25 protein-coding genes and 1 tRNA gene are annotated in these 24,377 nt (G+C 39.3%); 13 read left to right on the top strand and 13 right to left on the bottom strand.

Going from position 1 to position 24,377, the window contains the following annotated elements; all coding sequences use genetic code 11:
* The first annotated feature begins 1 nt into the window (after position 1).
* Both F0919_RS10720 and F0919_RS10715 read left to right on the top strand, forming a co-directional pair.
* Positions 2 to 1,087 (top strand): histidine kinase, encoded by a 1,086-nt coding sequence (locus tag F0919_RS10720; RefSeq protein ID WP_150032740.1) that lies wholly within the window; start codon positions 2 to 4, stop codon positions 1,085 to 1,087.
* On the top strand, positions 1,054 to 1,827 hold the full coding sequence (locus F0919_RS10715) for a LytR/AlgR family response regulator transcription factor (RefSeq protein WP_150032739.1): 774 nt from the start codon (positions 1,054 to 1,056) through the stop codon (positions 1,825 to 1,827). Before F0919_RS10720 ends, F0919_RS10715 begins: the two co-directional genes overlap by 34 nt.
* 51 nt (positions 1,828 to 1,878) lie before the next feature.
* Here the strand turns inward: F0919_RS10715 and F0919_RS10710 are convergent, their stop codons facing one another.
* Together F0919_RS10710 and F0919_RS10705 are read right to left on the bottom strand one after the other, a co-directional pair.
* Positions 1,879 to 2,586, bottom strand: a complete 708-nt coding sequence (locus tag F0919_RS10710; RefSeq protein WP_150032738.1) for a polyprenol monophosphomannose synthase — start codon at positions 2,584 to 2,586, stop codon at positions 1,879 to 1,881.
* Between the two features lie 46 nt (positions 2,587 to 2,632).
* Positions 2,633 to 3,406, bottom strand: coding sequence for a 3'-5' exonuclease (locus F0919_RS10705; RefSeq protein WP_150032737.1), 774 nt, complete (start codon positions 3,404 to 3,406; stop codon positions 2,633 to 2,635).
* 255 nt (positions 3,407 to 3,661) lie between these two features.
* On the opposite strand from F0919_RS10705, the gene F0919_RS10700 reads away from it, so the two are divergent.
* The 3 genes from F0919_RS10700 (at position 3,662) to abc-f (ending at position 7,546) form a co-directional block, all read left to right on the top strand.
* Entirely contained in the window at positions 3,662 to 4,087 is a 426-nt protein-coding gene (locus tag F0919_RS10700) for a DUF1579 family protein (RefSeq protein WP_150032736.1), read from the top strand.
* A 121-nt stretch (positions 4,088 to 4,208) separates the two neighbouring features.
* Positions 4,209 to 5,678: an IMP dehydrogenase gene (guaB, locus tag F0919_RS10695; protein ID WP_150032735.1), complete on the top strand. Its 1,470-nt coding sequence runs from the start codon at positions 4,209 to 4,211 to the stop codon at positions 5,676 to 5,678.
* Between the two features lie 278 nt (positions 5,679 to 5,956).
* Positions 5,957 to 7,546 carry a ribosomal protection-like ABC-F family protein gene (abc-f, locus tag F0919_RS10690; RefSeq protein WP_150032734.1) on the top strand — a complete coding sequence of 530 codons (1,590 nt, stop codon included), beginning with the start codon at positions 5,957 to 5,959 and terminating at the stop codon, positions 7,544 to 7,546.
* A gap of 65 nt (positions 7,547 to 7,611) precedes the next feature.
* Here abc-f and F0919_RS10685 read toward each other — a convergent pair whose 3' ends face one another.
* Positions 7,612 to 9,306: a PQQ-dependent sugar dehydrogenase gene (locus F0919_RS10685; RefSeq protein WP_190277348.1), complete on the bottom strand. Its 1,695-nt coding sequence runs from the start codon at positions 9,304 to 9,306 to the stop codon at positions 7,612 to 7,614.
* A 199-nt stretch (positions 9,307 to 9,505) separates the two neighbouring features.
* Between F0919_RS10685 and F0919_RS10680 the strand changes: the two genes are divergently transcribed.
* Complete coding sequence (locus F0919_RS10680; RefSeq protein WP_150032732.1) at positions 9,506 to 10,084, top strand: GNAT family N-acetyltransferase; 579 nt, start codon at positions 9,506 to 9,508, stop codon at positions 10,082 to 10,084.
* Positions 10,085 to 10,167: 83 nt separating this feature from the next.
* Here the strand turns inward: F0919_RS10680 and F0919_RS10675 are convergent, their stop codons facing one another.
* Complete coding sequence (locus F0919_RS10675) at positions 10,168 to 12,258, bottom strand: gliding motility-associated C-terminal domain-containing protein (RefSeq protein WP_150032731.1); 2,091 nt, start codon at positions 12,256 to 12,258, stop codon at positions 10,168 to 10,170.
* A 280-nt stretch (positions 12,259 to 12,538) separates the two neighbouring features.
* On the opposite strand from F0919_RS10675, the gene F0919_RS10670 reads away from it, so the two are divergent.
* The 5 genes from F0919_RS10670 (at position 12,539) to F0919_RS10650 (ending at position 15,392) form a co-directional block, all read left to right on the top strand.
* Positions 12,539 to 12,820 (top strand): GNAT family N-acetyltransferase, encoded by a 282-nt coding sequence (locus tag F0919_RS10670; protein ID WP_235903493.1) that lies wholly within the window; start codon positions 12,539 to 12,541, stop codon positions 12,818 to 12,820.
* A gap of 55 nt (positions 12,821 to 12,875) precedes the next feature.
* A complete protein-coding gene (locus F0919_RS10665) occupies positions 12,876 to 13,718 on the top strand; it encodes a GNAT family N-acetyltransferase (protein WP_150032729.1) in 843 nt (280 codons plus the stop codon).
* Between the two features lie 21 nt (positions 13,719 to 13,739).
* Positions 13,740 to 14,201, top strand: coding sequence for an SMI1/KNR4 family protein (locus tag F0919_RS10660; protein ID WP_150032728.1), 462 nt, complete (start codon positions 13,740 to 13,742; stop codon positions 14,199 to 14,201).
* A gap of 15 nt (positions 14,202 to 14,216) precedes the next feature.
* The gene (locus tag F0919_RS10655) at positions 14,217 to 14,870 is read left to right on the top strand and encodes a VOC family protein (protein WP_150032726.1); all 654 of its coding nucleotides are present in this window, start codon (positions 14,217 to 14,219) and stop codon (positions 14,868 to 14,870) included.
* 126 nt (positions 14,871 to 14,996) lie between these two features.
* Positions 14,997 to 15,392, top strand: coding sequence for a DUF1398 domain-containing protein (locus tag F0919_RS10650; RefSeq protein WP_150032725.1), 396 nt, complete (start codon positions 14,997 to 14,999; stop codon positions 15,390 to 15,392).
* 95 nt (positions 15,393 to 15,487) lie between these two features.
* On the opposite strand, the gene F0919_RS10645 is transcribed toward F0919_RS10650, so the two are convergent.
* From F0919_RS10645 to F0919_RS10605, 9 genes are all read right to left on the bottom strand, one after another.
* On the bottom strand, positions 15,488 to 15,922 hold the full coding sequence (locus F0919_RS10645) for a hypothetical protein (RefSeq protein WP_150032724.1): 435 nt from the start codon (positions 15,920 to 15,922) through the stop codon (positions 15,488 to 15,490).
* 228 nt (positions 15,923 to 16,150) lie between these two features.
* Positions 16,151 to 17,062: a T9SS type A sorting domain-containing protein gene (locus F0919_RS10640; RefSeq protein ID WP_150032723.1), complete on the bottom strand. Its 912-nt coding sequence runs from the start codon at positions 17,060 to 17,062 to the stop codon at positions 16,151 to 16,153.
* 78 nt (positions 17,063 to 17,140) lie between these two features.
* Complete coding sequence (locus F0919_RS10635) at positions 17,141 to 17,557, bottom strand: thiol-disulfide oxidoreductase DCC family protein (protein ID WP_150032722.1); 417 nt, start codon at positions 17,555 to 17,557, stop codon at positions 17,141 to 17,143.
* Position 17,558: 1 nt separating this feature from the next.
* Positions 17,559 to 18,599, bottom strand: a complete 1,041-nt coding sequence (gene galE, locus F0919_RS10630; RefSeq protein WP_150032721.1) for a UDP-glucose 4-epimerase GalE — start codon at positions 18,597 to 18,599, stop codon at positions 17,559 to 17,561.
* A 134-nt stretch (positions 18,600 to 18,733) separates the two neighbouring features.
* On the bottom strand, positions 18,734 to 19,774 hold the full coding sequence (locus F0919_RS10625; RefSeq protein WP_150032720.1) for a nucleoid-associated protein: 1,041 nt from the start codon (positions 19,772 to 19,774) through the stop codon (positions 18,734 to 18,736).
* 66 nt (positions 19,775 to 19,840) lie between these two features.
* The gene (locus tag F0919_RS10620; RefSeq protein WP_150032719.1) at positions 19,841 to 20,302 is read right to left on the bottom strand and encodes a DUF4268 domain-containing protein; all 462 of its coding nucleotides are present in this window, start codon (positions 20,300 to 20,302) and stop codon (positions 19,841 to 19,843) included.
* A 15-nt stretch (positions 20,303 to 20,317) separates the two neighbouring features.
* Positions 20,318 to 21,748 (bottom strand): L-serine ammonia-lyase, encoded by a 1,431-nt coding sequence (locus F0919_RS10615; protein ID WP_150032718.1) that lies wholly within the window; start codon positions 21,746 to 21,748, stop codon positions 20,318 to 20,320.
* A gap of 122 nt (positions 21,749 to 21,870) precedes the next feature.
* Positions 21,871 to 22,503: a fasciclin domain-containing protein gene (locus F0919_RS10610; RefSeq protein WP_150032717.1), complete on the bottom strand. Its 633-nt coding sequence runs from the start codon at positions 22,501 to 22,503 to the stop codon at positions 21,871 to 21,873.
* 106 nt (positions 22,504 to 22,609) lie between these two features.
* Positions 22,610 to 23,821, bottom strand: a complete 1,212-nt coding sequence (locus F0919_RS10605) for a DUF2062 domain-containing protein (RefSeq protein ID WP_235903492.1) — start codon at positions 23,819 to 23,821, stop codon at positions 22,610 to 22,612.
* A gap of 75 nt (positions 23,822 to 23,896) precedes the next feature.
* Here F0919_RS10605 and F0919_RS10600 point away from each other — a divergent pair.
* Both F0919_RS10600 and F0919_RS18445 read left to right on the top strand, forming a co-directional pair.
* Positions 23,897 to 23,970, top strand: a tRNA-Pro gene (locus tag F0919_RS10600).
* 154 nt (positions 23,971 to 24,124) lie between these two features.
* Positions 24,125 to 24,298, top strand: coding sequence for a hypothetical protein (locus F0919_RS18445; protein WP_190277347.1), 174 nt, complete (start codon positions 24,125 to 24,127; stop codon positions 24,296 to 24,298).
* Positions 24,299 to 24,377 lie beyond the last annotated feature (79 nt).

Raw genomic sequence — 24,377 nt, 5'->3', positions numbered from 1 at the left:
TATGAGTTTGACCAATTATATAGATCGCCAGATTATTAACAAAAACAAAGGTATCTACTTCAAGCATTACCGTTGGATAATGCATGTCGTACTTATCCTGATGTTCTCTGTCGTGAGTCTGGCCGAATGTATTGACAGTTCAAAAGACTTCACCTTTGTTAAAGTTGCAAAAGCATCCCTGACCATCATTCCGTTTTTGATATTCTTTTATTATTACTGCCTTTACCTGCTACCCTATTGTTTCAAATTACAGCATTATAAAAAGTTCTGGATACAACTCACGCTGCTATTATTAATATTCCCTGCCATCGACTTTTACATACAATGGAATATAAAAGACAGTTTGCCTTCTCTTGCCAAAGATTTTGTGGGAATCGGTATCCCCGAAAATATAGCAAAGACTTACATTTCCTTCCTGTCGAGCTTTGCGCTCCTGACAGCTATGCTTTACTTCTGTGAACTGCTGGAGGAAATAAGCACTGTTAAAGAAACAGAACAACATAACAGAGAGCATTATATGGCAGCGTTGAATAGAATTAAAACGCAAATCAATCCTGCATTCATGTCGGCTTCATTAGATGGCATTATAGATCTGGCAGAGGCCGGAGACAACCGTGCAGCAGAAGCAGTCATTCAGTTTTCAGATGTATTAAGATATAGGTTGTATAAAAGCAAAAACAGGCTGGTAGCTATTGAACAGGAAATAACACAGCTTCAAAACTTGTTCCGGCTGCAACATAACCTGTCGAAACAGGACTGCAGCTGTAACCTGGAAATTGAAGGCAGCATCCATGAAGGAAGGATTGTTCCGCTGTCATTAATAACATTGGTTGAGCCTTTGTTCAACATCAAAAACACAACGGAAAATATATCATTGCTGATGTATTTGCTGATAGAACAGCATGAAATACAGGTTGCAATAGAATTAAGCGCCAGTCCTTCACCTGCTTTGGATCTTCAATTTGAAAGAATAAAGAAAGATTTGGAGCAACTGACTCATGAGGGCATTAACTTTACGTTGGAAAAAGATCAAAATAACTATAGCCTGCGAACATGCATACCGACATTCAAAAACTCAATTGCTTAATTGTTGACGACGAGCCTTTAGCCCAGGATGTGCTGGCAAACCATATCGGCAAAGTACCTCAATTACATCTGATTCAGAAAAGCAACAATGCTATCGAAGCATTCGAAGCCATTCATAAGAATCATATCGACCTTTTATTCCTCGATATCAATATGCCTGTAATGAGCGGATTAAGTTTTCTTCGTTCCCTGAAGGACCCGCCTGCGGTAATTCTTACAACAGCTTATACCGAATATGCGTTGGAAGGTTATGAACTCGATGTCATTGATTACTTATTAAAGCCGATTCCGTTCGACCGTTTTTTGAAGGCGGTAAATAAAGCTATAGCAAAGCTGCAATTGAGCGGAAAACAGATTCAGCATATTACGGAAGAACATATACCTAATGCAAGTCATGCGGTACAACCGGCTGCGGCAACGGACAAACAGTACTTTTTCATAAAGGCAGACGGTAAATTGGTGAAGGTGAATTATGCCGATATCAAATTCATTGAAGGCATGAAGGATTATTTAAAAATACACACTACGACCGGCATGATTGTAACGCATTATACGATGAAGGCAATGGAAGAGCAATTACCTTCCGACAAATTCATGCGTGTACATAAGTCTTATATCATTGCACTGAATGCGATAAAAGCGATTGAAGGCAATATTATTTTCCTTGACAAAGAAAAAGCGGAAGTGCCGCTGGGTAACAGCTTTAAAGAGGCCTTGTTATCGGTCGTATCAACCTCCTAAATTACAAAGAGCGCTGTCAAATACCGACAGCGCTCTTTAAATATTATTACATTAGTTGGAGAAACTTCTCATTTTCCAAACTCCGAAAATAGCTTCTTTTACAATTCCTTTTGACATTTTGGAAACCCCTTCTTTTCTGTCAACGAAAGTGATGGGAACTTCTTTTATTTTGAAACCCAATTTCCAGGCCCGGTATTTCATTTCAATCTGGAAAGCATAACCTATAAACTGAACCTTGTCCAGCGGTAATTTTTCCAATACCTCTCTTTTATAACATACAAACCCCGCTGTGCAGTCTTTTACGGGCATCCATGTAATCATTCGTACATAAACCGAGGCGCCAAAGGAAATAAAAATCCTGTCGAAAGGCCAGTTTTTTATTTTACCGCCAGAAGTATAACGCGAACCTACAGAAACATCTGCACCGTTTTTACAAGCATCATACAAGCGGATGAGATCGTCCGGATTATGAGAAAAATCCGCATCCATTTCAAATATATACTGATAGCCTTTTCCCAATGCCCATTTGAAACCAAAAATATAGGCCGTGCCCAAACCTTGTTTCCCGCTTCTTTCTGCAATATGCAGCCTGTCGGAAAATTCGGTTTGCAATGATTTTACAATAGCGGCAGTACCATCGGGTGAACCATCATCTACAATAAGGATATGAAAATTACCTTCAAGTGAACACACCTTCCTGATAATATTTTCAATATTTTCCTTTTCGTTATAAGTGGGTATTATTACTAACTTGTCCAAGCTGCGGGTTTTGTTATATTTTAGATGTGCCGTATTAATTCAAGTCCTATTTATTCTTCAATAACATTTTATTGAGTATCTCCGAAATCATTTGCTTGGTATGCAATGCAAAATCCGCATTCATCATCCAATCATAATATTGTGGTTCTTTACGAAAAACATCTTCAACCGCCTGACCTTTATATTTCCCGAAATTAAAAACAGGAACACCATTTTTCAAAACCATTCTGCGCGCATAATCCACAAAATCATCGCCACCCGTAAAATCATGCAAAGCATTGACATCCTTGCCCAAATCCGCGTATTTATCCAGCTGGGCTTCTAATACGTCAATCGTTGCTATCACATCGGCTTCCGCGCTATGGGCATTAATCAAATCCTTGTTGCAATAGAACGAATAAGCTGCGCTCAAAGTACGTGCTTCTTTCTTAAAAAACACCTGCTGCACATCCACCAGCTTCCTCGTCTTAAAATCAACCGGGATATTCACTCTTAAAAAAGCTTCTGCCAGTGCAGGAATATCAAATTTATTGGAATTATAGCCGCCCAAATCACAGTTATGCAAAAACTGTTTCAACTCATGTGCAATATCCTTAAAAGTCGGGGCGTCCGCAATATCCGCATCATAGATACCATGAATAGCCGAAGATTCAGCAGGAATGGGCATTTCAGGATTGATTCTTTTAACCCATGAATGACGGCTTCCATCCGGTATTAATTTAATAACAGCAATTTCTACAATACGATCTTTTGCGGCATCCACACCGGTTGTTTCAAGGTCGAAGAATGCAATAGGTCGTTGTAATTGTAGTTGTGCCATACGGTTTATCTATAAAATCGCGTAAAAATAGTTTAAAAACCTGAATAGCCAATAATTATGGATAGATAGATTTCTCTGAAAGCCAAAAATGCAAAATGACCCTTCATTTGCTTAATAAATAATGAAAGGCACTATAAAACTGATTTTCCCGAAAGCCTTAACTTTACATGTCATCAATGCCACAAAAAATGATTACCAAATTCGAAAATTCTATTGAGGAAGGGCCACACCGGCAACTGAATTTGATGAAAGGGAATTGCAAGGACATGGTTTGAACCTGATAAAGTAGCCAATGAAGCAACCATTGAAGGCACCATAAAACCAGTGTTAGGAGGCCGCTTAATGATGCACGAATACAAAAGCTCCTTTACGGGAAATCCATTGGAAGGCATTACCATTTTCGGCTACGATTTAAATACACGCTCCTACCAATCAGCCTGGATTGACAGTTTTCACATGGGAACCGGTATTATGTTTTCAAAAGACAAAACAGAAGATAGTCTTTTCAATGTCCTTGGCGGCTATGAAGTACATTATAATAAGGAAGATCAGATATGGGGCTGGCGCACAAAGATGGAACTGGAAGATGCCGATACTTTGGTAATCACTTCTTATAATATAACACCTGAAGGAGAAGAATCATTGGCAAATGAAATCAGGTATAAAAGAAGCAGCGAATAATAAAGGTTTACCCGTATCAGAATTGTAAATCCATCAATCTGCCTATATTCAAAATTGATAATGCGCAAAAAAAATCACACCGGCATTTTGATAATTTAAAAATGTTGCGATACCTTTGCACATGGCTGCAAAATCTAAGTTCTACGGCGAAGGACTCACATTTGATGACGTGCTTCTTGCCCCTGCTTATTCCGAAGTACTTCCGCGTGAAGTAAACATTTCCACTCAACTTACAAAAGAGATTACGCTCAACCTTCCGTTGTTGTCCGCTGCTATGGACACGGTTACGGAGAGGGAACTGGCCATTGCTTTAGCCCGTGAAGGCGGTATTGGCATGTTGCATAAAAACATGACCATTGCGCAACAGGCCGAACAGGTGCGCCGCGTAAAACGTTCCGAAAGCGGCCTTATTCTCGACCCTATTACACTTCATCCTGATGCTACTGTTTCGGAAGCATTAAAGTTGATGAAGGATAATAAAATCGGTGGCATCCCTATTGTAGAAGCAGGCCATAAATTAGCAGGTATCCTTACCAATCGCGATTTACGCTTTGAAAAGAATCTGAAAAGAAAAGTATCTGAGGTAATGACCGGAACCAATCTGGTAACCGCTCCTCACGGCACCAATCTTGTAAAAGCAGAAAAAATATTACAACAACATAAAATCGAAAAATTACCTGTGGTTGACAAAACAGGTAAACTGATCGGACTGATTACATTCAGAGATATACTTCAGTTCAAAAGCCATCCGAATGCGGGCAAAGACAGCTTTGGCCGTTTATTGGTAGGCGCAGCCGTCGGCATTACTGCAGATGTTCTGGACAGAGTAGAAGCTTTGGTAAATGCAGGTGTGGATGTTATAACGATGGATAGCGCGCATGGTCATTCCAAAGGCGTTATTGATTGCGTGAAACTGGTAAAAAAGAATTTTAAAAACCTGCAGGTTATAGCAGGTAACGTCGCAACTGCAGCAGGTGCAAAAGCATTGGCAACAGCCGGTGCCGATGCCGTGAAAGTAGGTGTTGGACCGGGTTCTATCTGTACGACACGTGTCGTTACAGGTGCAGGCGCTCCTCAACTGACAGCTGTTATGGAATGTTCCGCAGCATTAAAGAAAATGGGTATTCCTATTATTGCCGATGGCGGTATCCGTTATACAGGCGATATGGTAAAAGCATTGGTTGCCGGTGCAAATACCATTATGGCAGGTTCTATTTTTGCAGGAACAGAAGAGAGTCCCGGCGATACTATTATTTACGAAGGCCGTAAGTTCAAATCTTACCGCGGTATGGGTTCCATCGATGCCATGCAGGAAGGTTCTAAAGACCGTTATTTCCAGGATGCAGAAGACGATATCAAAAAATTAGTTCCGGAAGGAATTGTAGGCCGCGTTCCATATAAAGGCACATTGAAAGAAGTAGTTCAGCAATTCGTTGGCGGCTTAAGAGCAGGAATGGGTTATTGCGGTGCAAAAGACATTAAGACATTGCAGGAAGAAGCACAATTCATACGTATTACAGCAGCAAGTATGGCAGAAAGCCATCCGCATGATATTGTAATCACTAAAGAAGCTCCGAATTACAGCAGATAAGATTTAGTAACATTGTTAAAGAAGTCAGGATTTCAAAACCCTGACTTCTTTTGTTTATATACGATTGGGGAAATACATTAATAAACCCTGAAAAGACGACATACAAAAGAACGGGATGAAATCCCATCCTCCGGTTTTGTCATAAAAATATAAAAACCTTATTTTTGCAATCTTCAATCACAACAACAAATTAATGTAGAATAATCTTTCTTTCAGACCAAAATAAATAGCAACCCATACAGGTATGCTATGTTTATTCATCTCTAAAGAAAGGAATTATGCTTATTCTGCAAAATATAATATACAGGCATCCTGATAAGGATTTGTTGTTCGATAATATTCATCTTAACCTTCGCGATAATGACAAAGTTGCTTTAACAGGCAATAACGGCGTTGGTAAATCCACATTACTAAAAATAATTGCAGGGACATTACAACCTGCCGCAGGACAAATCAATGCCGGTGTCCGGCCTTTTTATGTGCCTCAGCTATTCGGCCAATACAATCATCTTACCATTGCAGAGGCTTTGGGTATAGAAGTCAAGCTCCATGCATTAAAAGCAATACTGGAAGGTAATGTTACCGAAGCCAATATGAATATGCTCGAAGATGACTGGACCATTGAAGAACGTTGCAATGAGGCTATGGAATACTGGCAATTGAAAGATCTTGATTTGACACAAAAAATGGAAACACTTAGCGGTGGTCATAAAACAAAAGTCTTTCTGGCAAGTATTTCTATACATCAGCCTAAACTCGTTTTATTAGATGAGCCAAGCAATCATCTGGATATTGCAGGACGGGAATTGTTATATGATTTTATAAGTTCCGCCTCCTGTTCCATAATAGTTGTAAGTCATGACAGAAAGCTGTTGAATCTTTTAAATACAGTTTTTGAACTTACTAAAAAAGGCATTACCGTTTATGGCGGCAATTATGATTTTTACGCGGCACAAAAACTCATGGAGAACAACGCTCTCGAGCAGGATGTAAAAAACAAAGAAAAAGCTTTAAGAAAAGAAAAAGAAAAAGAACGGGAAACATTGGAAAGACAGCAAAAGCTGGATGCAAGGGGAAAAAAGAAACAGGAAAAAGCAGGCATTCCAACCATTGCTATGAACACATTGAGAAACAATGCTGAAAAAAGCACCGCCAAAATAAAAGGAGTTCATGCTGAAAAGATCGGAGATATTTCGAGGGAATTACAAGCTTTAAGAAAAGAAATACCTGATATAGATAAAATGAAATTCGGTTTTGACGATTCGTCATTGCATACCGGCAAAGTATTGTTTACTGCAAGGGATCTCAATTTCAGCTATAACAATCACATGCTCTGGAAAGAAAATCTTAACCTGCAAATTAACAGTGGTGAAAGAATTGCATTAAAAGGCCTGAACGGATCGGGAAAGACAACATTGATAAAAATAATGCTCGGGAAGCTTGAGCCGGCTACAGGAACAGTTTTCATTGCGGCTGACAGCTCAGTATATATAGATCAGGATTACTCACTCGTTGACAATAAGCTGAGTGTGTATGAACAGGCGCAACAATTCAATACTGCTGCGCTGGAAGAACATGAAATCAAAATCAGGCTGCACAGGTTTTTATTTACCAGGGAAGACTGGAACAAACCAATTGCAGCATTGAGTGGCGGAGAAAAAATGCGCCTCATGCTTTGCTGCCTGACCATCAGCAATCAATCACCGGACATCATTATATTAGATGAACCCACCAACAACCTGGATATCCAAAACATAGAAATACTGACTGCTGCCATTAATGAATACAAAGGCACATTAATCGTTGTATCGCATGATGAATATTTCCTGGAACAGATAAATGCGAAACGGACAATCTATCTCCATTAAAAATTTTGATAAAAAAAGAGCTGTGTCAACAAATCGACACAGCTCTTTCACTTAACTGACAAGCTTTATTGAACAAATATTTTCTGAACATGCGAACTTCCTGCACCGGAAAGCCTTGTCAGGTATAAGCCTGCGGAAAGGTTACTGATGTCAAAATCAATATTGTTAGTTGCACCTGCAATACTTTCCTTCATGATCACTTTACCGTCCATGCTCAGCAATTCCAGCGTATGATAATTATTGACTCCCTTAAAGTCCAGATGCAGCATGCCATCTGTAATAAAATTGGGCGTTATAATACCCGCAGCAGCGTTATCCATTTTAACCTGAACAGTACCTGAATAGCTGAAACTACCATCTTTGTCCTTCATTTTTAACCTGTAAAAGATACTTCCCGAATAAGCAATGTTATGGTTAAAACTGTATTTGCTGCCGGTTACACTATTTTTTGCCATAACCGTATTCAGATAACGAAAAGCATTGCCATCCATACTGTATTCAATATCGAACTGAATCAGGTTCTCCTCTCTTGCTGTTTTCCAGTTCAATTCTGTACCGTTCCTTTCCGCAGTAGCAGTGAAAGATATTAATGATAAGGGCAAAACAGTGCTGGAACCTATATTGAAAACACTATTGCCTGTAAGAGAAACAGCATAAGCTTCTCCGTTTTCAGTTTCCCCGAAATCAACAATACCCGTAGGGGCAATGGTTTGCGTGCTTACATTCCAACCGCCAAGCCCATCCGGCAATATTTTATAAAAGATGCCGGAATAAAAATCCGCACCGATGTACCAGCCTTGCAATAACGGCCAAGCCGTTCCTCTGTAAACTACCCCACCCGTTACGCTTGCCGAAGGATTTTGAGACGCATAAGTATAAGCAGGGAAAACATAACTTGATGCAGGTGCGCAACCCGTGGTGTTATAAGTTGCATTGCCTTCATAACAACGCCAACCGTAATTTACATTAGCCGTTGCAGCGCTCGCCCTGAAATTAAATTCCTCCCATGAATCCTGTCCCACATCGCCGATCCACATATCTCCGGTAAGTCTGTCAAAGCTCCAGCGATAGGGATTGCGCAAACCCAAATCATATATTTCATTACTGTAAGGATTGCCCGGAGGAATAGTATAATAAGGTGCAGTTGCACTTGTATTTACGTTGAAACGAAGCATTTTACCTAATAATACGGTGGTACTTTGTGCATTATTGGGAACATCGCCCCCACCACCGCCATCGCCGGTGGATAAATACAAATAGCCATCGCTGCCAAAATGTAACTCGCCTCCGTTATGATTTGTATTGGTAGGATGCGGTATAGTAATCAAAACCACCTTTGACGCAGGATCTGCAACATTTGTATTACCACTGCTTACCTGATAGCGCGCCAGTTCCAGGTCGCCCGCTGTTGTTGTATAATAAACATAAAACAAACCATTGGTACTGTAGTTCGGATGAAAAGCCATACTCAGCAAGCCTCTCTCTCCATTAGCATCAATAGGAGCAACAGTCAGAAAATCGGACAGATAATTGAAAGTAGCATCATAAACCCTAATAGTTCCGCCTTTCTGGGGAATAAAAATTCTGTTACTGCCGTCTCCTGCATTTACAAATTGCATAGGCTGATTGAGTCCTGTAGATATTACAGGCGTAAGACTCAGAACAGGTTGTGCATCTGTCTTACTTACTGCCCCAACAAAAAAAGAGAGCAACAAAACGGTTCTGAACGGCCGGTAAAAGTTAAAGTCTAAATGAATCATAATCGTAAGTTTTAAAAGATGAGAAAAACACCGGTAAGTAATCATTACCGGATGTCTTATAACAACAACAGAAAAGTTGCCTTGTTTATGTGATTGTATTGTGATTTAAGTATCCTTTAAGTTAAATGTTAGTCAATTGTCCGTATTGATTTGCAACAAAACAAGATGTATATTTACCAATAACCTATCTGATCGCATAATGCAACTGAACCAAAATATTTTTGATACATTTCCGGTCTTAAAAACAAAGAGGCTTACGCTTCGTGCTATTACACAAGATGATGCGGAAGAGATCTTTAAAATGAGGGCAAGCGGTCGTGTCAATCAATTCATTGCAAGACACAACATGGAAGACCGCGAAAGCGCTGTAAAACTTGTAGAAAGAGTAACACTTGCATATCAAAATAAACAAGCCATTGCCTGGGCGGGAATATTACGTGACAATAAAACGATTATCGGTACATGCGGGTTTAATAATATCGACATTCCCAATTTCCGTGCAGAAATAGGTGGCGAGCTTTCCGTTGATTACTGGGGCAAGAACATTGCAATAGAAGCCGTTGAAGCCATTCTCAAATTTGGATTGGGAACAATGAGCTTACATACAATAGAAGCAAAAGTTTCACCAAACAATAGAGGTTCTGTTTTCCTTCTTGAACAATTGGGTTTCAAAAAAGAAGCCCATTATACGGATCGTATCTATTTCAAGGAAAAATTCAGCGACATGGCCGTTTATACACTCATAAAAGGCAATGAAACCTTTAGTCAGGATAATTAATATTCACAAAACAAAAAGTTTCAAACCTGAAAAACAAAGGCCCATGTAGAAACACAGGCCCGTACTGATTCATACTATGCCTGTTATCTTATCAACATAATTTCGCCTTTTCTATACTGTATCGTGTTATCAGCCGATGTAAAAGATATCTGATAAAAATAAGCCCCGACATCTGCAACACCATTATTATAAGTGCCGTCCCACTTTTCAGCAATGTTATTTGCGTTGAATACAAGCTGCCCCCAACGGTTATAAACCTGTATCTGAAAGCTTTTAATCTCACACAAATTCCTTGCACCGAAAACATCGTTCAACCCATCTCCATCAGGCGAAAATGCATTGGGAACAAATAAGCACTGATTGCATTCCATAAACGTAACATTAGCCGAATCATCCCTGCTGTCACAGCCGTTCGATACCGAAAGTGTATAAACACCTTCTTTTTCAGGATGAATGAAAGATTGTCGCTCTCCTGTATTCCATAAGTACTGAATACCCTTTATACTTTCTTTATTTCCGATTATGAAATCGCTGCCTTTACATACATTGACATTATCTAATCCCAGGCTTTGCGGCAACGCGACCGGCAGTAATACATGTATCGTATCCGTATGAAAATTACATCCTGTCAATACATTACAGAAATAAGTACCCGGTAAAACAACCGTAATAGCCGGCCCCGGAACCGAATTGACCCAACGGTAACTGTCACCGCCCATAATGGTACTGTGCAGTGTTACAAGAAAAGGATCGCTGTTGCAGATAACAGTGTCCGATACCGTTACGGTTGTATCGCAGCCTGGCTTTCCTTTAAGTTTTATCACATAAAACTCACTGTTGTCAACAAATCCGGGTATGTCGGGAGACTGAGTACTGGCCGTTACGGCAAGCCCATTGTCAATTGTGGTGGTTATATTGACACCTAAATACATGGCAGACCATCCGCCGTAATATCCATCATTATTAATGCCCCCAAAATCCTGCGAACCTGTAATGCCGCCATCATTGGAAAGATAGCAAACCCATACATCCCTTTCACCCGATAAAGCCGGCACATCACCGTCAGCAGAATTTCCTTCACCCGCTACTGCATATCCACCATCAGGTAATTGCTTTACAGCACCCGCCATTTCAGTGCCGCTGCCGCCAATGGTTCTTTGCCATTCCTGATTACCTGCGCTATTTATTTTAACTACCCATGCATCATAGAAGCCTCCATGAAAGCCTGTTACATTGCCGCCGTTATCAGAAGTATAACCCGCTGCCATAAAGCCATTGTCGGTGGTGGAGACTATATTAAAAAATCGTTCTTCACCGGAGCTTCCGAAACATCTTTGCCATAAAAAAGTTCCGTTGGAAGTTACTTTCAGGATCCATCCGTCGGGATACAAACCGTGGCTGCCGCTTACATCGCCGTCATTAGAACTTGTATTACCACATACAATAAAACTGCCATCAGACAATACCTCTGTTCCAGCCGCAATCTCGTCCGAAGAGCCGCCATAAGTATGCTGCCAGACAATATTACCCGATGCATTCAGCTTTATCAGCCATAAATCAAAAGAAGGATTATTTATATCAAAATGGTTGTTGTCAGGAACATCACCATCATCGGAAGCAGTACTTCCCGAAACAATATAGCCTCCGTCAGCCGTCTGCCTGATTGCTCCCGGCTCTTCATCAGAAGAACCGCCTAAACATTTATGCCACTGAACATTTCCCGATGCATCCAGCTTCAGAACAAGAAGATCATAACTGCCATGCCAGCCGCTTGCCATTCCGGTTGTAGTGTTCATTGCCGTCATGCTTCCCAGGGCAATATACCCACCATCCTGTGTTTGCCTTATCGAATTCAGATAACAAGTGGCTGTACTGTCTCCATACATTTTATCCCATTCCACTGCACCTGCGCTGTTCAGTTTTGTTACACGCCCTTTTGCATCCCACAAAATATCCAGGTTTGTTCTGCCTGCAAGTATATATCCGTTATCATTGGTAGCCTGAATATCAAAAGCCTGATCTCCAGTTGACATCTGGCTATCCCAGTCATAAGCCTTTTGCCATTCCAATGTATATTGCTGTGCGTCCGCTCCGGGAACCACAACCATCAATAAAAACAGGGCGGCGAATAATCTCCATACTTTTCCGGTCCGACCAGATACTTTGTTTTCCATAAAACACCTATTGCTATAACTAAAGACGGAAAAGCATGTAAGTAAGCCATAGGACAATCATGCCAAATAATGGTACATCTGTGCTTTTTTAAAAACCATTTTTTCTTACGCGTTCCCCTCTTTGAAGAAAAATGAGGAAGCTAAAAGCGCGATTCACCTACCTATTCTATGTTGTTTTTTCAACACTTGCAGATAAAGCGAAATGCCCTACCTTTATTTTCAAACCTTTAAACATTTTTTGTGTAAAACAGTTAATCAAACAAAATCTCAAAAAACGAAAATGCATATAGAACAAGTAAATCACGAAAAAAACGGCTATTTCCGTGCCTTAGAAAATGACACCGAAGCAGGTTTAATGACCTATACATGGGCCGGCGATACCAAGTTAATAATAGACCATACCGAAGTTAATCCTGCATTCGGAGGACAAGGCGTAGGTAAAAAGCTGGTAATGCAGGCAGTTGCCTTTGCAAGGGAAAGCAATATCAAAATATTGCCTTTATGCCCTTTTGCAAAAAGCGTTTTTGACAAGACACCCGAAATAGCCGACGTATTATTTTAAATAAGACGATTTACCAACCATAACCTGGCTTAGATTATCAACTCCAAATATTAATATGACTTTCCGGACATTACAAGGTGTGCCTTTCACAACCATTCTTGATACATTTAACGAAGCATTCTCCGATTATGTAGTGCCGTTCAAATTGAGCCTCGAACAATTGGAAGGCAAAATAAAAAGTGAAAACCTGAATCCGGAAATTTCTGTCGGCGCTTTTGAAGATGGGAAATTGGTGGGCTATATATTACATGGTCAGGACATCATTAATAAACAACTTTACGCTTATAACGGCGGCACCGGAGTGATTCCTGAAATGCGTGGACAGAAACTTACCATGCAGATGTATAAGTTTATTATACCGGTGCTCATAGCAAAAGGTTTTGATAAAATAATTTTAGAAGTCATCACTATAAATAAACCTGCAATAAAGATTTATGAAGCTACCGGTTTTAAGATTTCCCGAACTTTGAATTGCTACAAAGGAACTGTCCATACCGGCAATACAACATCAGATATAAACATTAAAACACTGGAACGTTATGACAGGGAAAAACTACAATCGTTTTGGGACTGGCAGCCATCCTGGTCCAATTCTTTTATGGCAATCGAACAACTGAAAGAAAGCAATATCGCATTGGGAGCTTATAAACAAGATGCATTAACAGGTTATATCATTTACAATCCGAATACTAAAAGAATACAGCAACTGGCTGTGGGTAAGGAATACAGAAGACATCGAATAGCAAGTCAACTTTTGAATGTTATAGCTGTTGATTATACGGCCGAAATGGCAATGATTAATGTGGATGATAAAGATATAGCAACCAATGCTTTTTTAGAAAATATGGGATTACAGAAACCGGTAGTGCAATATGAGATGGAGATGAGTTTGAGATAAATTTTGAAATAATCTCTTATCATGAACAAATTAGAATTCTTATTAGAAAAATACAAAAAACAAAGTATAGAACTGGGTATAGCACTCAATCCACCTGCTACAATAGAGGAAATCAAAACATTTGAAGAAAGAGTAAATATTAAATTGCCATTTGAAATAAAAGAGTTCTATTTGACAGCTAACGGCTTTGAGACACTTGATTATCTTTTTAGGATTATTCCACTTGAAGAGATCTCAGAATACAAAGCTGAATTACCAAGTAACAGGATTTATTTTGCAGAATATATGATTTACTCGGACACGTGGGAAATCAATATTTCTGAAGATTCTTATCAGATAATAAACAATGACCATTCATCGAGCGCAGATATAATTTTCAGTAATTCTATATTTGAGTTTATTGACAAATACCTTGATGGTAATGGAATATTTGGAGAACGTGGCATTTTTTGGCAACAAGAGCAATTTCTTAATCGAGAATGATGAAACCTGAAAGCGATGAAAATCCTGGAAGTCGAACTATTAACGGCAGACCTGCAATCAATTGAAAAATTTTATAGTAACAAACTGCAATTAAATACGGTTCATAAAGACGAACAAAGCATAAGCTATAACGCAGGGCATTCCCGGCTTACTTTCCGGATTACAGAAACATTACAACCCGTTTACCATATTGCTTTTGAAATTCCCTGCAATAAGCTGAACGAAGCCATTGAATGGTTAAGCCGCAGCATTGCATTAATACCTTTTGAAAACCACAACGTCATTGTAGATTTTGAAAACTGGAATGCCAAATCTGTTTATTTCTATGACGACAATCAAAATATACTCGAATTTATCCTGAGATTTGATAATGATATTAAAAGCAATGATGCATTTAGTACAGCAACCATTTTAAATATCAGTGAAGTTGGTCTTGTAAATGAAAATGTATTGCAGTTTGGCGAAGCACTCAGCGAACGTTACGATCTGCCGTATTACGAAAAACAGCCACCGAGAGAGAATTTCTGTGCCCTGGGAAGCAGCGAAGGATTATTTGTAATTTCAGGCAATGAAAGAAATTGGTTTCCTACCGATACAAAAGCGGTAAGATATCCTGTGTATGTAAAGTTTGAAGAGCATGGCAGATTGCATGAACTAAATTATAGATGAAGCAATCCATTATCTGGAAGCAAATCTTATAGGTTTTAAAAACCTATAAGATTATACAACTTCAAAATTGAATACTATTATATCATCAAATGTGTATCAACCATACAACAATAAAACTATTAAACCATGTTCACATTAGAGCAAATACAATCGGCACACGCCAAGGTAAAAAGCGGAGCGGATTTCCCAAAGTATGTTCAGGAGATGAAATCCTTAGGCGTTACCTCTTACGAGCATTATGTTTCGGACGGGCATATATTATATAAAGGGCAGGATAATTTCAGTATTGACGCAAATGCCAAATGGCTTGCAAAAGAAATTGCGGCGCCTGCTTCTCCCGAAAACCTTGAACATGCCTTAAAAGTGCATCAGTTAGGAAAAACAGATTATCCGACCTTTTGCCAGCAATCTGCAAATGCAGGCGTTGAAAAGTGGATTGTGGATATGGTCAAAATGAAATGTATCTATTACGATAAAGCAGGCAATGAAATGCTGGCGGAAGATATTCCGGCTGTTTCCTGATATTGATACAGATTCTTTTAAACTCCAAGTGAAGTGGTAAGTACAATTTACAATCAACGCTATAAGGGCTTAAAGTCCTTATAGCGTTTGGATTTTTACAAAGCCTGAATAGCTATTACCTGAGCAGCGGCAAATACTTCGTGGTAAGCATGGTGCCAACCTGCAAAGGCTTTGCGCAACCATTCCTTTCCTTTTAATAATACTTCTTTGTATTCAGAATTTGTTTGTTTCGGTATCAATGCATGGAACAATACGCTTTCATCCTTCATATGTTCAAATGAGCTGCCACGGCCTTGCTCCAAAGCTATAACCCTACCCTCTTCCAACATGTGAAACATCTCATTACAGTGATGTTCCGGATTTCTTACTACTCCTTTTATCAATACAAAATCATCCTGATTAAAATTTTGATTAGGAAGCTTATCATTCACCAGTAACATGGCATCTTTTGAATAATGCTGAATCTTATCACCCGGAGCCAGTATAGAAATTATAGGTTTATTGTTATTGTGGATAATTGCCTGGTTCATAAATTGCGATTAAAGTGTTTAACTTATTGATTACAAAATTATGCCGCATCAGCACAGTGAGAAACCGAATTTAGGCTAACACTATAAGCAAATAGGTAAGCGGTGAATAGTTTTCGGTGAAAAAATACGGACAGAAATAATAAAGACAAAGAATGAATCTGTAAAATAAAAAGCCGTCTCTCACAACGAGCATGAGAAGACGGCTTTAATAAACAGATACGTTTAAACTTAATTAGTCTTAATCAGTTTCCCTTTGTTTACAATTCCTCCGGCCTTATCAACTAATAGCCATAAATAAGGACCGGAGCTCAATGATGAAATATCAAACGAACGTTTCGAACCGTCAAGTTTAAAGCGAATAACATCTTTACCGGAAATACTATGTACTTCAAATTGACAACCCTTTAAATCCGCTTCTGTTTTCAGAGAAATAAATTTACCGTTTGCCGGATTAGGATAAATTTTAAGGTCGGCACCTGCTTTGTCCATATCGTGAATAGATGTAACATTCCCCGGGCTATTGAAATAAACGCCATCCACCTGTAATGTAGATCCTATGGTTCTGTTAGCATTGGTATAGCTGGAATACAAGTTGAATATAATGCTGTCAGGTGTTTGGGTGCTGCTGTATTTTGAAGACAGTTTGAATGGACGCAATGTCCATTCGGTTTTTGGTGAAATAGCATAAATAACCTGCAGCGAAAATTCTTGTTGAGCGCCTGTCGGATTTGCATAAAGTCCCATCTGAACTGCGGCTGTATCTGACCCGGGTGTAGTATATTTATAAAGCAGCCATAAGGTATCCGGCCTTGAAGTATAAGGTATGCCCTGAATGCGGATACCATGCGGATTGGTCCTATACCAGGTCCTGCCAACTGCTGCAAGCCCATACTGCTTAGAACCATTTAATTCACTGGTGATTAATTTTAAAGAAGCGGCTCCGTTCTTTTTGTCATCTGTATCTTTCACAGTAATTCCAAAGTCTGACTGGAAAGCACTTTCAATAGTTCCCCAACCATCAGGATTGTAAAGACTTGACCAATTGTCAAACTCATTATTAGGAAGTTCTGCATTGGGCTGGGCATTCAGGATGGTTGCTGATGCAAAAAAGAAGCATGTAAAAATTGTATGCCTTATCATTATTTAGTATTTTATGTACATCAAAAATACCAAACAAGCGTAATAAAAACGACGAAATCTTAAATTATGACAAAAGCATTACAGAAACTTAGACTTTAGCTTTTCTGAGGGCATCATACAACTTTCCTGTTTACCCCACCAGCGGTAACGGTTACGGGCAATGAATTTATAAAGCGGGTTACGTAAAAATTCGGGAAGAATCAAAAGGGGGTATAATAGTTTGTAAGCGCCTGAAAGCTTGCCTGCAATTCGCAAAGCCGCTGTAGAATAGAGATATGTTTTACCGGATTCAATCAGTATAACACTTTCAGCATCAGGAGGCAATGAAACCTGATATTGTTTCAGAATACTTTTACCAATATCGGATTGAAGGGAAGCAAAACGAAAATAATCATGTGCGTCATTTTTGATAATTCTTTGAACCCAGGTATTACAAAGATTACAAACACCATCAAAAAGCACGATTGCCTTATTCTCGTTTTGCTGTATGTTCATTTTAGTTTAATAACACTTTCTTGGCAGTGCTTGCCAATTGTAACTCCCACTTCCAGGCAGTGTCCATCATGGCTTCCACATTGTATTGGCAGTTCCAGCCTAACTCATTTTTGGCTTTATCATTATTTGCATAAACGGCAATTATATCACCTTCCCTGCGACCACCAATGGTATAATTCAATTTTGTTTTTGAAACTTCTTCAAAGGTTTTGATAAGCTCTAAAACAGTAACGCCATTACCTGTACCAAGATTGTATAATTCACAATCGGAAGGCAATTCATCTGCTATAGATTTTGTTACTGCTTTTGTATGTGCATTTGCAATGTCCATTACATGGATATAATCACGAATGCAGGAACCGTCTCTGGTATCATAATCATTTCCAAACACAGTCATGCTATCCCGCTTGCCTATAGCCGTTTGCGTAATAATCGGAACCAGATTTTCCGGTTTTTGATTCAGTTCGCCGATTAATGAAGTAGGATGCGCGCCGACAGGATTAAAATAACGAAGCAGGATAACTTTAAACCCTGGGTTAGCTTTGATATAATCCCCGCAGATTTCCTCGCCCATCACTTTCGTTCTTGCATAAGGCGATTGTACTTCTTTTAAAGGAGTGGCTTCCGTAACCGGTAATACGTCTGCATTTCCATATACCGAACAGGAAGAAGAGAAGACAATATTTTTTACGTCATATTCCTTCGCACATTCCAGGATATTCAACAACGAGGTAATGTTATTTCTGAAATATTCCAATGGCTGGCTTACAGACTCGGGAACAGATTTATAGGCTGCAAAGTGAATGATGCCTACTATATCCAGATTTTCTTCAAACACGGCACGCACATCTTCCAGATTGCAGATATCAACAATGTAATTCTTAACTGTTTTACCGACGATAGCGCTTACGCCATTAATGGTTTGCTGAAATCCACGTGAAAGATTATCAATTGAAATAACTTCATATCCATTGTTAATCAAATCAACAATAGTATGGCTTCCAATATATCCACATCCCCCGGTTACAAGTATCTTTTTCATAACATGATTTTTGGTCGCCAAATATACGCCCATATTCCCGATTTCGGCTCAAACCTTGTGCTATAAGGCCAAACCTTATAATATTTAACAATCACATATTAACACTAAACGAAGACAATTCCGCTGTTGGATAATCATGACTCTTCATCAAAATAAATTTTATAATATTTCCTTCCGTCATTATCAATGCCCTGCTCTATCAAATCTCTGTCGCCATGAATATAAATGTGAAAATTCTTATCCAACTTCAATACGCTTTTAAAAATACGCGCTTGTTTCTTAACAGCCATAGGCGATATTTCAAAAGAGTCATTCATCTGGATATCATGCTCCATCCTGTAGGTTTCATCAAAGGAATTAAAAGACTCAATAATGCCTTTATCCTGAAAAACAGCTTCTACAAAATCATCTTTCTCAAAAGTCTCGTTATGCTTGAAATAATTTACCGAACGATTCAGAAAATCTATCTGGTCTGCTTTTGAAACTTCGAAATCCTCAACCAATTGCTTCGTAACAAAGTCTTTTGCTATACTTAAAAAGTCTTTGGTATTATGATAGTCGTTGCTGATAGGCTGTATATTCAGGAAATGTTCTTTCCAATACTGGGCATCGCCGGAACGCTGCGAATCAATCATACAAAGCCTGAAACCATCTGATCTTTCATCATCAAATATCAGACAGCCTTTTTCTACTTTATTTACATTGATGCCATCATCATAACTTATTTTAAAATCATCGCTTTCCGTATTCACCTTCAGGAAAGTATCTTTATTTTCCGATTTGAAAATACCAATAGCACGTACACTTCTTTCATCAACAATCAATCCTGCGAAATAAACAACACACAGCTCTCCCGAACTGATTTTAGGATGCACAGATTGCTCATATAAATGCTTCGCAATCTCGATGGATTGTTGATGTAATACTTCCGGCTGTTCAAATATTTTTGAAACAAAAGTATAGATTTCATTCAGCGATAAATCTGTCGGATGCACAAAACGAAACAATTCATCCGTATTAAAAGAATGAATGAAATATTTCAGCAAAACCGTTGGCGTATAAGCATCTTCAAAACGGACTGCTTCTTTTGAAAGATGCATGCCGTCATCCGTAAGCTTGTTACCGACTTTGTGAACAGCAATATGTTTTATCTCTGCGTTTTCGTAGTCAATCATTTTTTAATCGATAGTATTAGTGTGTTTTAAGTGTCGGCATCTCAGAGGTGCCGGATACCTAAAACGTCATTTAAACAAATCAAATGCATATTGAGCTTCGCTCCAGAAGGCATCAAGGGCAATCATGCGCGGTTTAAAAAACTGGATCAACTTCGGCCAGTCATCCTGGTTAAATATATTGACATTATCAATCGATATACCGATGAAACTGTAAATATTTCCATGTTCATCCGTTTCATGCAGTTTCCATTCCCATTCTTCCTGAATATGAAGCTGTAAAAGCTTTTCAACAGCTTTGAATTGCTCCATCATCATTTGCTGAATCTCTATATCCGGATGCGACAAATGGATGTGGATATAAGCATGCTTTTTATCCGCATCCATTTTAAAGTTCAGGTATTTAACACCTGTCTTATAATTAATCCAGTTTATTTTTAGGCCTTCGGCAGAAAGCTGCAAAGCCATATACATACCATAGGCTTTCCAAAAGGCTTGTCTGACCTGGGATGCTTCTTCTTTTTTGTACATGTAAAATTCAAATGGCTAACATTCGCTCAGCCCCAAAGGAATATTAATAGCGAGGCCACCGTCAGCGGTTTCTTTGTATTTGGTGTTCATATCCAACGCGGTTTCCCACATTGTTTTTACAACGGCATCCAATGAAACTCTTGCCTGATAAGGATTGCTTTGTAAAGCCAATTGAGCTGCCGTAATAGCTTTAATAGCTCCCATTGTATTGCGTTCTATACATGGCACTTGTACCAGACCGGCAACAGGGTCACAGGTTAAGCCCAAATGATGTTCCATCGCAATTTCGGAGGCCATCAAGCATTGACGAATACTACCACCCAAACATTCCGTAAGTGCGGCGGCAGCCATAGCTGAGGAAACACCGATCTCTGCCTGGCAACCACCCATAGCTGCGGATATTGTTGCACCTTTTTTAAATATACTTCCTATTTCGGAAGCGCATAAAATGAATTGTATGATTTTATCTTCATCATTGCCGTCACAGAAAGCAACAAAGTATTGCAGTACAGCCGGAATTACACCCGCAGCGCCATTAGTAGGCGCTGTAACCACGCGACTGAAGGAAGCATTTTCTTCATTTACAGCCAATGCAAAACAGCTCACCCAATCCAGAATGTACTGAAAGCTGCTGCCACCTTCTCTTATAGCTGCCAGCCATTCATCATAGTTGGAATAGGTTTTGCCTTTCAACAATCTTTTATTCAACGGAGCTGCCCTGCGCGACACATCCAGCCCTCCGGGCAGTTTACCTTCTTTATGGCAACCGCGATAGATACATTCCTTCATCGTCTGCCATATCTTAAGGATACCTGCACGCGTTTCTGATTCCGGTCTCCAGGCATTTTCATTCTCACCTACAATTTCTGAGATGCTCAGGCCGGTTTTAATGCACCAATGCAGTAAATCCTGCGAGTTTTCTATAGGAAAATAAAGATCGGCGGAATTTGAATTATTATTTTTATCACCTTCTTTTTCTACAAATCCGCCACCTATAGAATAATATGTTTCGGCAATAGAATCGCCATTATTAAACGAACAAAGGAAAGTCAAGGCATTTGGATGATAAGGCAGCGATTCGTTCATCAGAAATTCAATATCGACAGGCGGATTGAAAGGAATTTCCTTTTTGCCGCCCAATAACATCTTCTTATTGGTTTTCAATGAAAAAACGGTGCTGTCAATTTTATTCACATCAAAGGTAACCGGGTCTTCGCCGCAAAGCCCAAGCATAACGGCAACATCCGTTCCATGCCCATGGCCTGTTTTGGCTAATGAGCCGTATAATAAAACTTTTACGCTTGCAACATCTTCAAGTGTATATTTTTGCTCCAGCGTTTTAAGAAAACTCAATGCAGCCTTCCACGGACCCAATGTATGCGAACTGCTGGGGCCAATGCCTATCTTAAAAATATCGAATACCGAAATACATTCGTTTGTCTGCACAACAATGATTGATTGGATTATAAAAAAAGAGCAGTTGACAACTGCTCTCCAAAATTACGCTATTAAATGAAACAAACATATTTACATAAGGGAATTCCTTTACCTGCAAATAGTTTGAGGAATTACGGCAACAATAGTTTATCCACAGGATATATTATTCCGGTCCCTGTTGTAACGGGCTTACCTAAAGCAAACTGATTTCCCCTGTTATCTTTTATAAAAACAACATCTCCGTTCAATACAAAATTCAGATTACCCGTACCGCCAACAGTAGGCAATGAATAGCTGCCGCCTCCTTCTTTTATTTTCTGTGTAAGATCTTCAGTCTTCCAATTTCCGGCTACTATCATATAAGTAAGAATACCTTTCAGCGAATCACGCATTTCGGGTTTCAGCATCTTGTTAATGTTTGATGTACGAATATTGCTGAATGCCCTGTTGCGTGGCGCAAAAACAGTGACGGGGCCGTTTGCTTCAAAGGTTGCATTCATTTCAATGGCATTGATGGCTTTTACAAGCACGGTGTATTCCGGATAGGCATTCACCAGGTATTTCATAATCGAAGGAGCGACTACCGGAACGGCAGGCCTCACATATTTCTCCGTTACCTTCACAGTTGTATCGGCATCTGTTATAGTAGTTTCCGTTTGTGTAATTGTCTTAACGGTGGTTTTTGTTGAAGATGTCTGCGCTATAACGATATTCGTTGTTTGAAGAAGCGCAAATATCATTGCACATATTTTAAGGTGTTTCATAATTTTTTGTTTTATCTATCAGACAAACAAAAGATAGCCTTAAAAGTTTGATTAGAAACTACGCTAATGTGTATTATCAGGGTTTAATATTTTGAAAAGCCGCAACTCAATTGGTTAAGGAAGATTTCTTCCTGAAAATCTTTAATAGCAAAAAGGAGAGTAGAAATGCAAACAGTCCCATTGTAATGGCTAAAACCGTGCCGCCCAAAAAGAAGGCAGCGCCAGCTTCTTTTACCTGATTCAGGGAAATATCATTCCATTTCAGGCTCCAGTTTTCATAACCTAAGATTATTTTGCCCGTCACAAGGCTTAATGCCCAGAAGATGGGCGGGAAAATACTGATGTTCGCGGCCAATAGAAATAAGGCTTTGTTCATCCTGAAATATACAGCCAAAGGAATACCGATGGCCAATTGGAAACCCCATAAAGGAACGATACCCATAAAAATGCCGAAAGCAATGCTGATGGCTTTGGTAAAATTACTTTCATCGCTTCTGACAACAATTTCCTGCCATATTTTTTTCAACCCTTTACGACTTGTAATGGTCAGGATGAAATTGCGGGGATGAATCCACAGCAAAGCAATAAAAGTAAGAAAGGTATTGAGTATGCTGATGCGTGTAAAATCTTTGAAAGGCCTGAAATGCGTTATTCTTTCGGATGCAGGCGGATAATAAACCGAAACGGGGATGGCAAATACAGGCACGCGTTTCCATGCCAATCTTACGGGTACCTCAATCTCGAATTCATATTTGCGTGTAAAGAATTTCATCTTTCTTAGAAATTCCAGAGGATATAAACGATAACCGGATTGCGTATCAGGCAGGGTGATACCTGTTTCCACCCAAAACCAGAAATTACTGAATTTATTTCCAAAACTGCTTTTACCGGGAATATGTGCCTGATCCATATTACGCGCACCAATTATAAGACTGTCCGGCCTTTCTATTATAGCATCTATAAATTTTGGTAAATCTTTGGGATAATGCTGTCCGTCGCTGTCTATTGTTATGGCATATCGGTATCCATACTCCAATGCCATCCTGAAACCCTTCTTCAGAGCATTGCCTTTGCCTCTGTTGGGGCTGTAACTTAATACTTTTATAAAATTATATTGTGCTAAAATGGCTGCTGTATTATCGGTAGAACCATCATTGACAACGATGATATTATGTGTATAGTTCGCTACATCGCTTATCAATGCCGCCAATGTCTGTGCATTATTGTAAGTAGGTATCAGCACGCAGGCATTGCATTGCTGAAACAAGTCTTGATGTGATGGCGTATTGATAGAAAGCATGAACTGATTTAGCTGCAAAGATTATTTCTTTTTAGGTCATTGTAAAATCAAAAATTTATTTATTTTCGCAACCCGTAAAAACGGAATGATGTTCGGGACGTAGCGCAGCCCGGTAGCGTACATGCATGGGGTGCATGGGGTCGCTGGTTCAAATCCAGTCGTCCCGACGAACAGAAAAGGCTCACAAGCAATTGTGGGCCTTTGTTATTAGTTGTATTTAGACAAGTAATTAATTTTTCTAAACGCCCATACAGGAGAATCTGAAAGATTTTGAAACAATTAGGATTATCCTGTGTTTTTAAGGAAACCAACTTTAAGATCATGGCAGATAAAAAGAATAAGAAGAACGAAGCATATGAAAAGGAATATCCTGAAAACGGGGATAATTTCTCTGCGGGTAAACCGGATGCAAGTCCTTTACCTAATAATCCTGCAAAGAATGCTGAAAAAACATCGCCGGAAGAAGATAAGGCGCGGAAAGAAAAGAAGCACTAAGAAATAAGCCCATAAGTTTTCAATTATGGGCTTATTTCTTAGCGGTATTTTTACTCGAAAAAATACTGTTACTGCAATG

The organism is Taibaiella lutea (assembly GCF_008629695.1).
Classification (GTDB): Bacteria; Bacteroidota; Bacteroidia; order Chitinophagales; family Chitinophagaceae; genus Taibaiella; species Taibaiella lutea.
This window is presented reverse-complemented; position numbering and strand designations above follow the sequence as displayed.

What these genes read in the sequence shown, in the direction of transcription:
- F0919_RS10720 (WP_150032740.1), top strand. Translation starts at nt 2, where the DNA reads ATGAGTTTGACCAATTATATAGATCGCCAGATTATTAACAAAAACAAA.
- F0919_RS10715 (WP_150032739.1), top strand. Translation starts at nt 1,054, where the DNA reads ATGCATACCGACATTCAAAAACTCAATTGCTTAATTGTTGACGACGAG.
- F0919_RS10705 (WP_150032737.1), bottom strand. Translation starts at nt 3,406, where the DNA reads ATGGCACAACTACAATTACAACGACCTATTGCATTCTTCGACCTTGAA.
- guaB (WP_150032735.1), top strand. Translation starts at nt 4,209, where the DNA reads ATGGCTGCAAAATCTAAGTTCTACGGCGAAGGACTCACATTTGATGAC.
- abc-f (WP_150032734.1), top strand. Translation starts at nt 5,957, where the DNA reads ATGCTTATTCTGCAAAATATAATATACAGGCATCCTGATAAGGATTTG.
- F0919_RS10685 (WP_190277348.1), bottom strand. Translation starts at nt 9,306, where the DNA reads ATGATTCATTTAGACTTTAACTTTTACCGGCCGTTCAGAACCGTTTTG.
- F0919_RS10680 (WP_150032732.1), top strand. Translation starts at nt 9,506, where the DNA reads ATGCAACTGAACCAAAATATTTTTGATACATTTCCGGTCTTAAAAACA.
- F0919_RS10675 (WP_150032731.1), bottom strand. Translation starts at nt 12,258, where the DNA reads ATGGAAAACAAAGTATCTGGTCGGACCGGAAAAGTATGGAGATTATTC.
- F0919_RS10670 (WP_235903493.1), top strand. Translation starts at nt 12,539, where the DNA reads ATGCATATAGAACAAGTAAATCACGAAAAAAACGGCTATTTCCGTGCC.
- F0919_RS10665 (WP_150032729.1), top strand. Translation starts at nt 12,876, where the DNA reads ATGACTTTCCGGACATTACAAGGTGTGCCTTTCACAACCATTCTTGAT.
- F0919_RS10660 (WP_150032728.1), top strand. Translation starts at nt 13,740, where the DNA reads ATGAACAAATTAGAATTCTTATTAGAAAAATACAAAAAACAAAGTATA.
- F0919_RS10655 (WP_150032726.1), top strand. Translation starts at nt 14,217, where the DNA reads ATGAAAATCCTGGAAGTCGAACTATTAACGGCAGACCTGCAATCAATT.
- F0919_RS10650 (WP_150032725.1), top strand. Translation starts at nt 14,997, where the DNA reads ATGTTCACATTAGAGCAAATACAATCGGCACACGCCAAGGTAAAAAGC.
- F0919_RS10645 (WP_150032724.1), bottom strand. Translation starts at nt 15,922, where the DNA reads ATGAACCAGGCAATTATCCACAATAACAATAAACCTATAATTTCTATA.
- F0919_RS10640 (WP_150032723.1), bottom strand. Translation starts at nt 17,062, where the DNA reads ATGATAAGGCATACAATTTTTACATGCTTCTTTTTTGCATCAGCAACC.
- F0919_RS10635 (WP_150032722.1), bottom strand. Translation starts at nt 17,557, where the DNA reads ATGAACATACAGCAAAACGAGAATAAGGCAATCGTGCTTTTTGATGGT.
- galE (WP_150032721.1), bottom strand. Translation starts at nt 18,599, where the DNA reads ATGAAAAAGATACTTGTAACCGGGGGATGTGGATATATTGGAAGCCAT.
- F0919_RS10625 (WP_150032720.1), bottom strand. Translation starts at nt 19,774, where the DNA reads ATGATTGACTACGAAAACGCAGAGATAAAACATATTGCTGTTCACAAA.
- F0919_RS10620 (WP_150032719.1), bottom strand. Translation starts at nt 20,302, where the DNA reads ATGTACAAAAAAGAAGAAGCATCCCAGGTCAGACAAGCCTTTTGGAAA.
- F0919_RS10610 (WP_150032717.1), bottom strand. Translation starts at nt 22,503, where the DNA reads ATGAAACACCTTAAAATATGTGCAATGATATTTGCGCTTCTTCAAACA.
- F0919_RS18445 (WP_190277347.1), top strand. Translation starts at nt 24,125, where the DNA reads ATGGCAGATAAAAAGAATAAGAAGAACGAAGCATATGAAAAGGAATAT.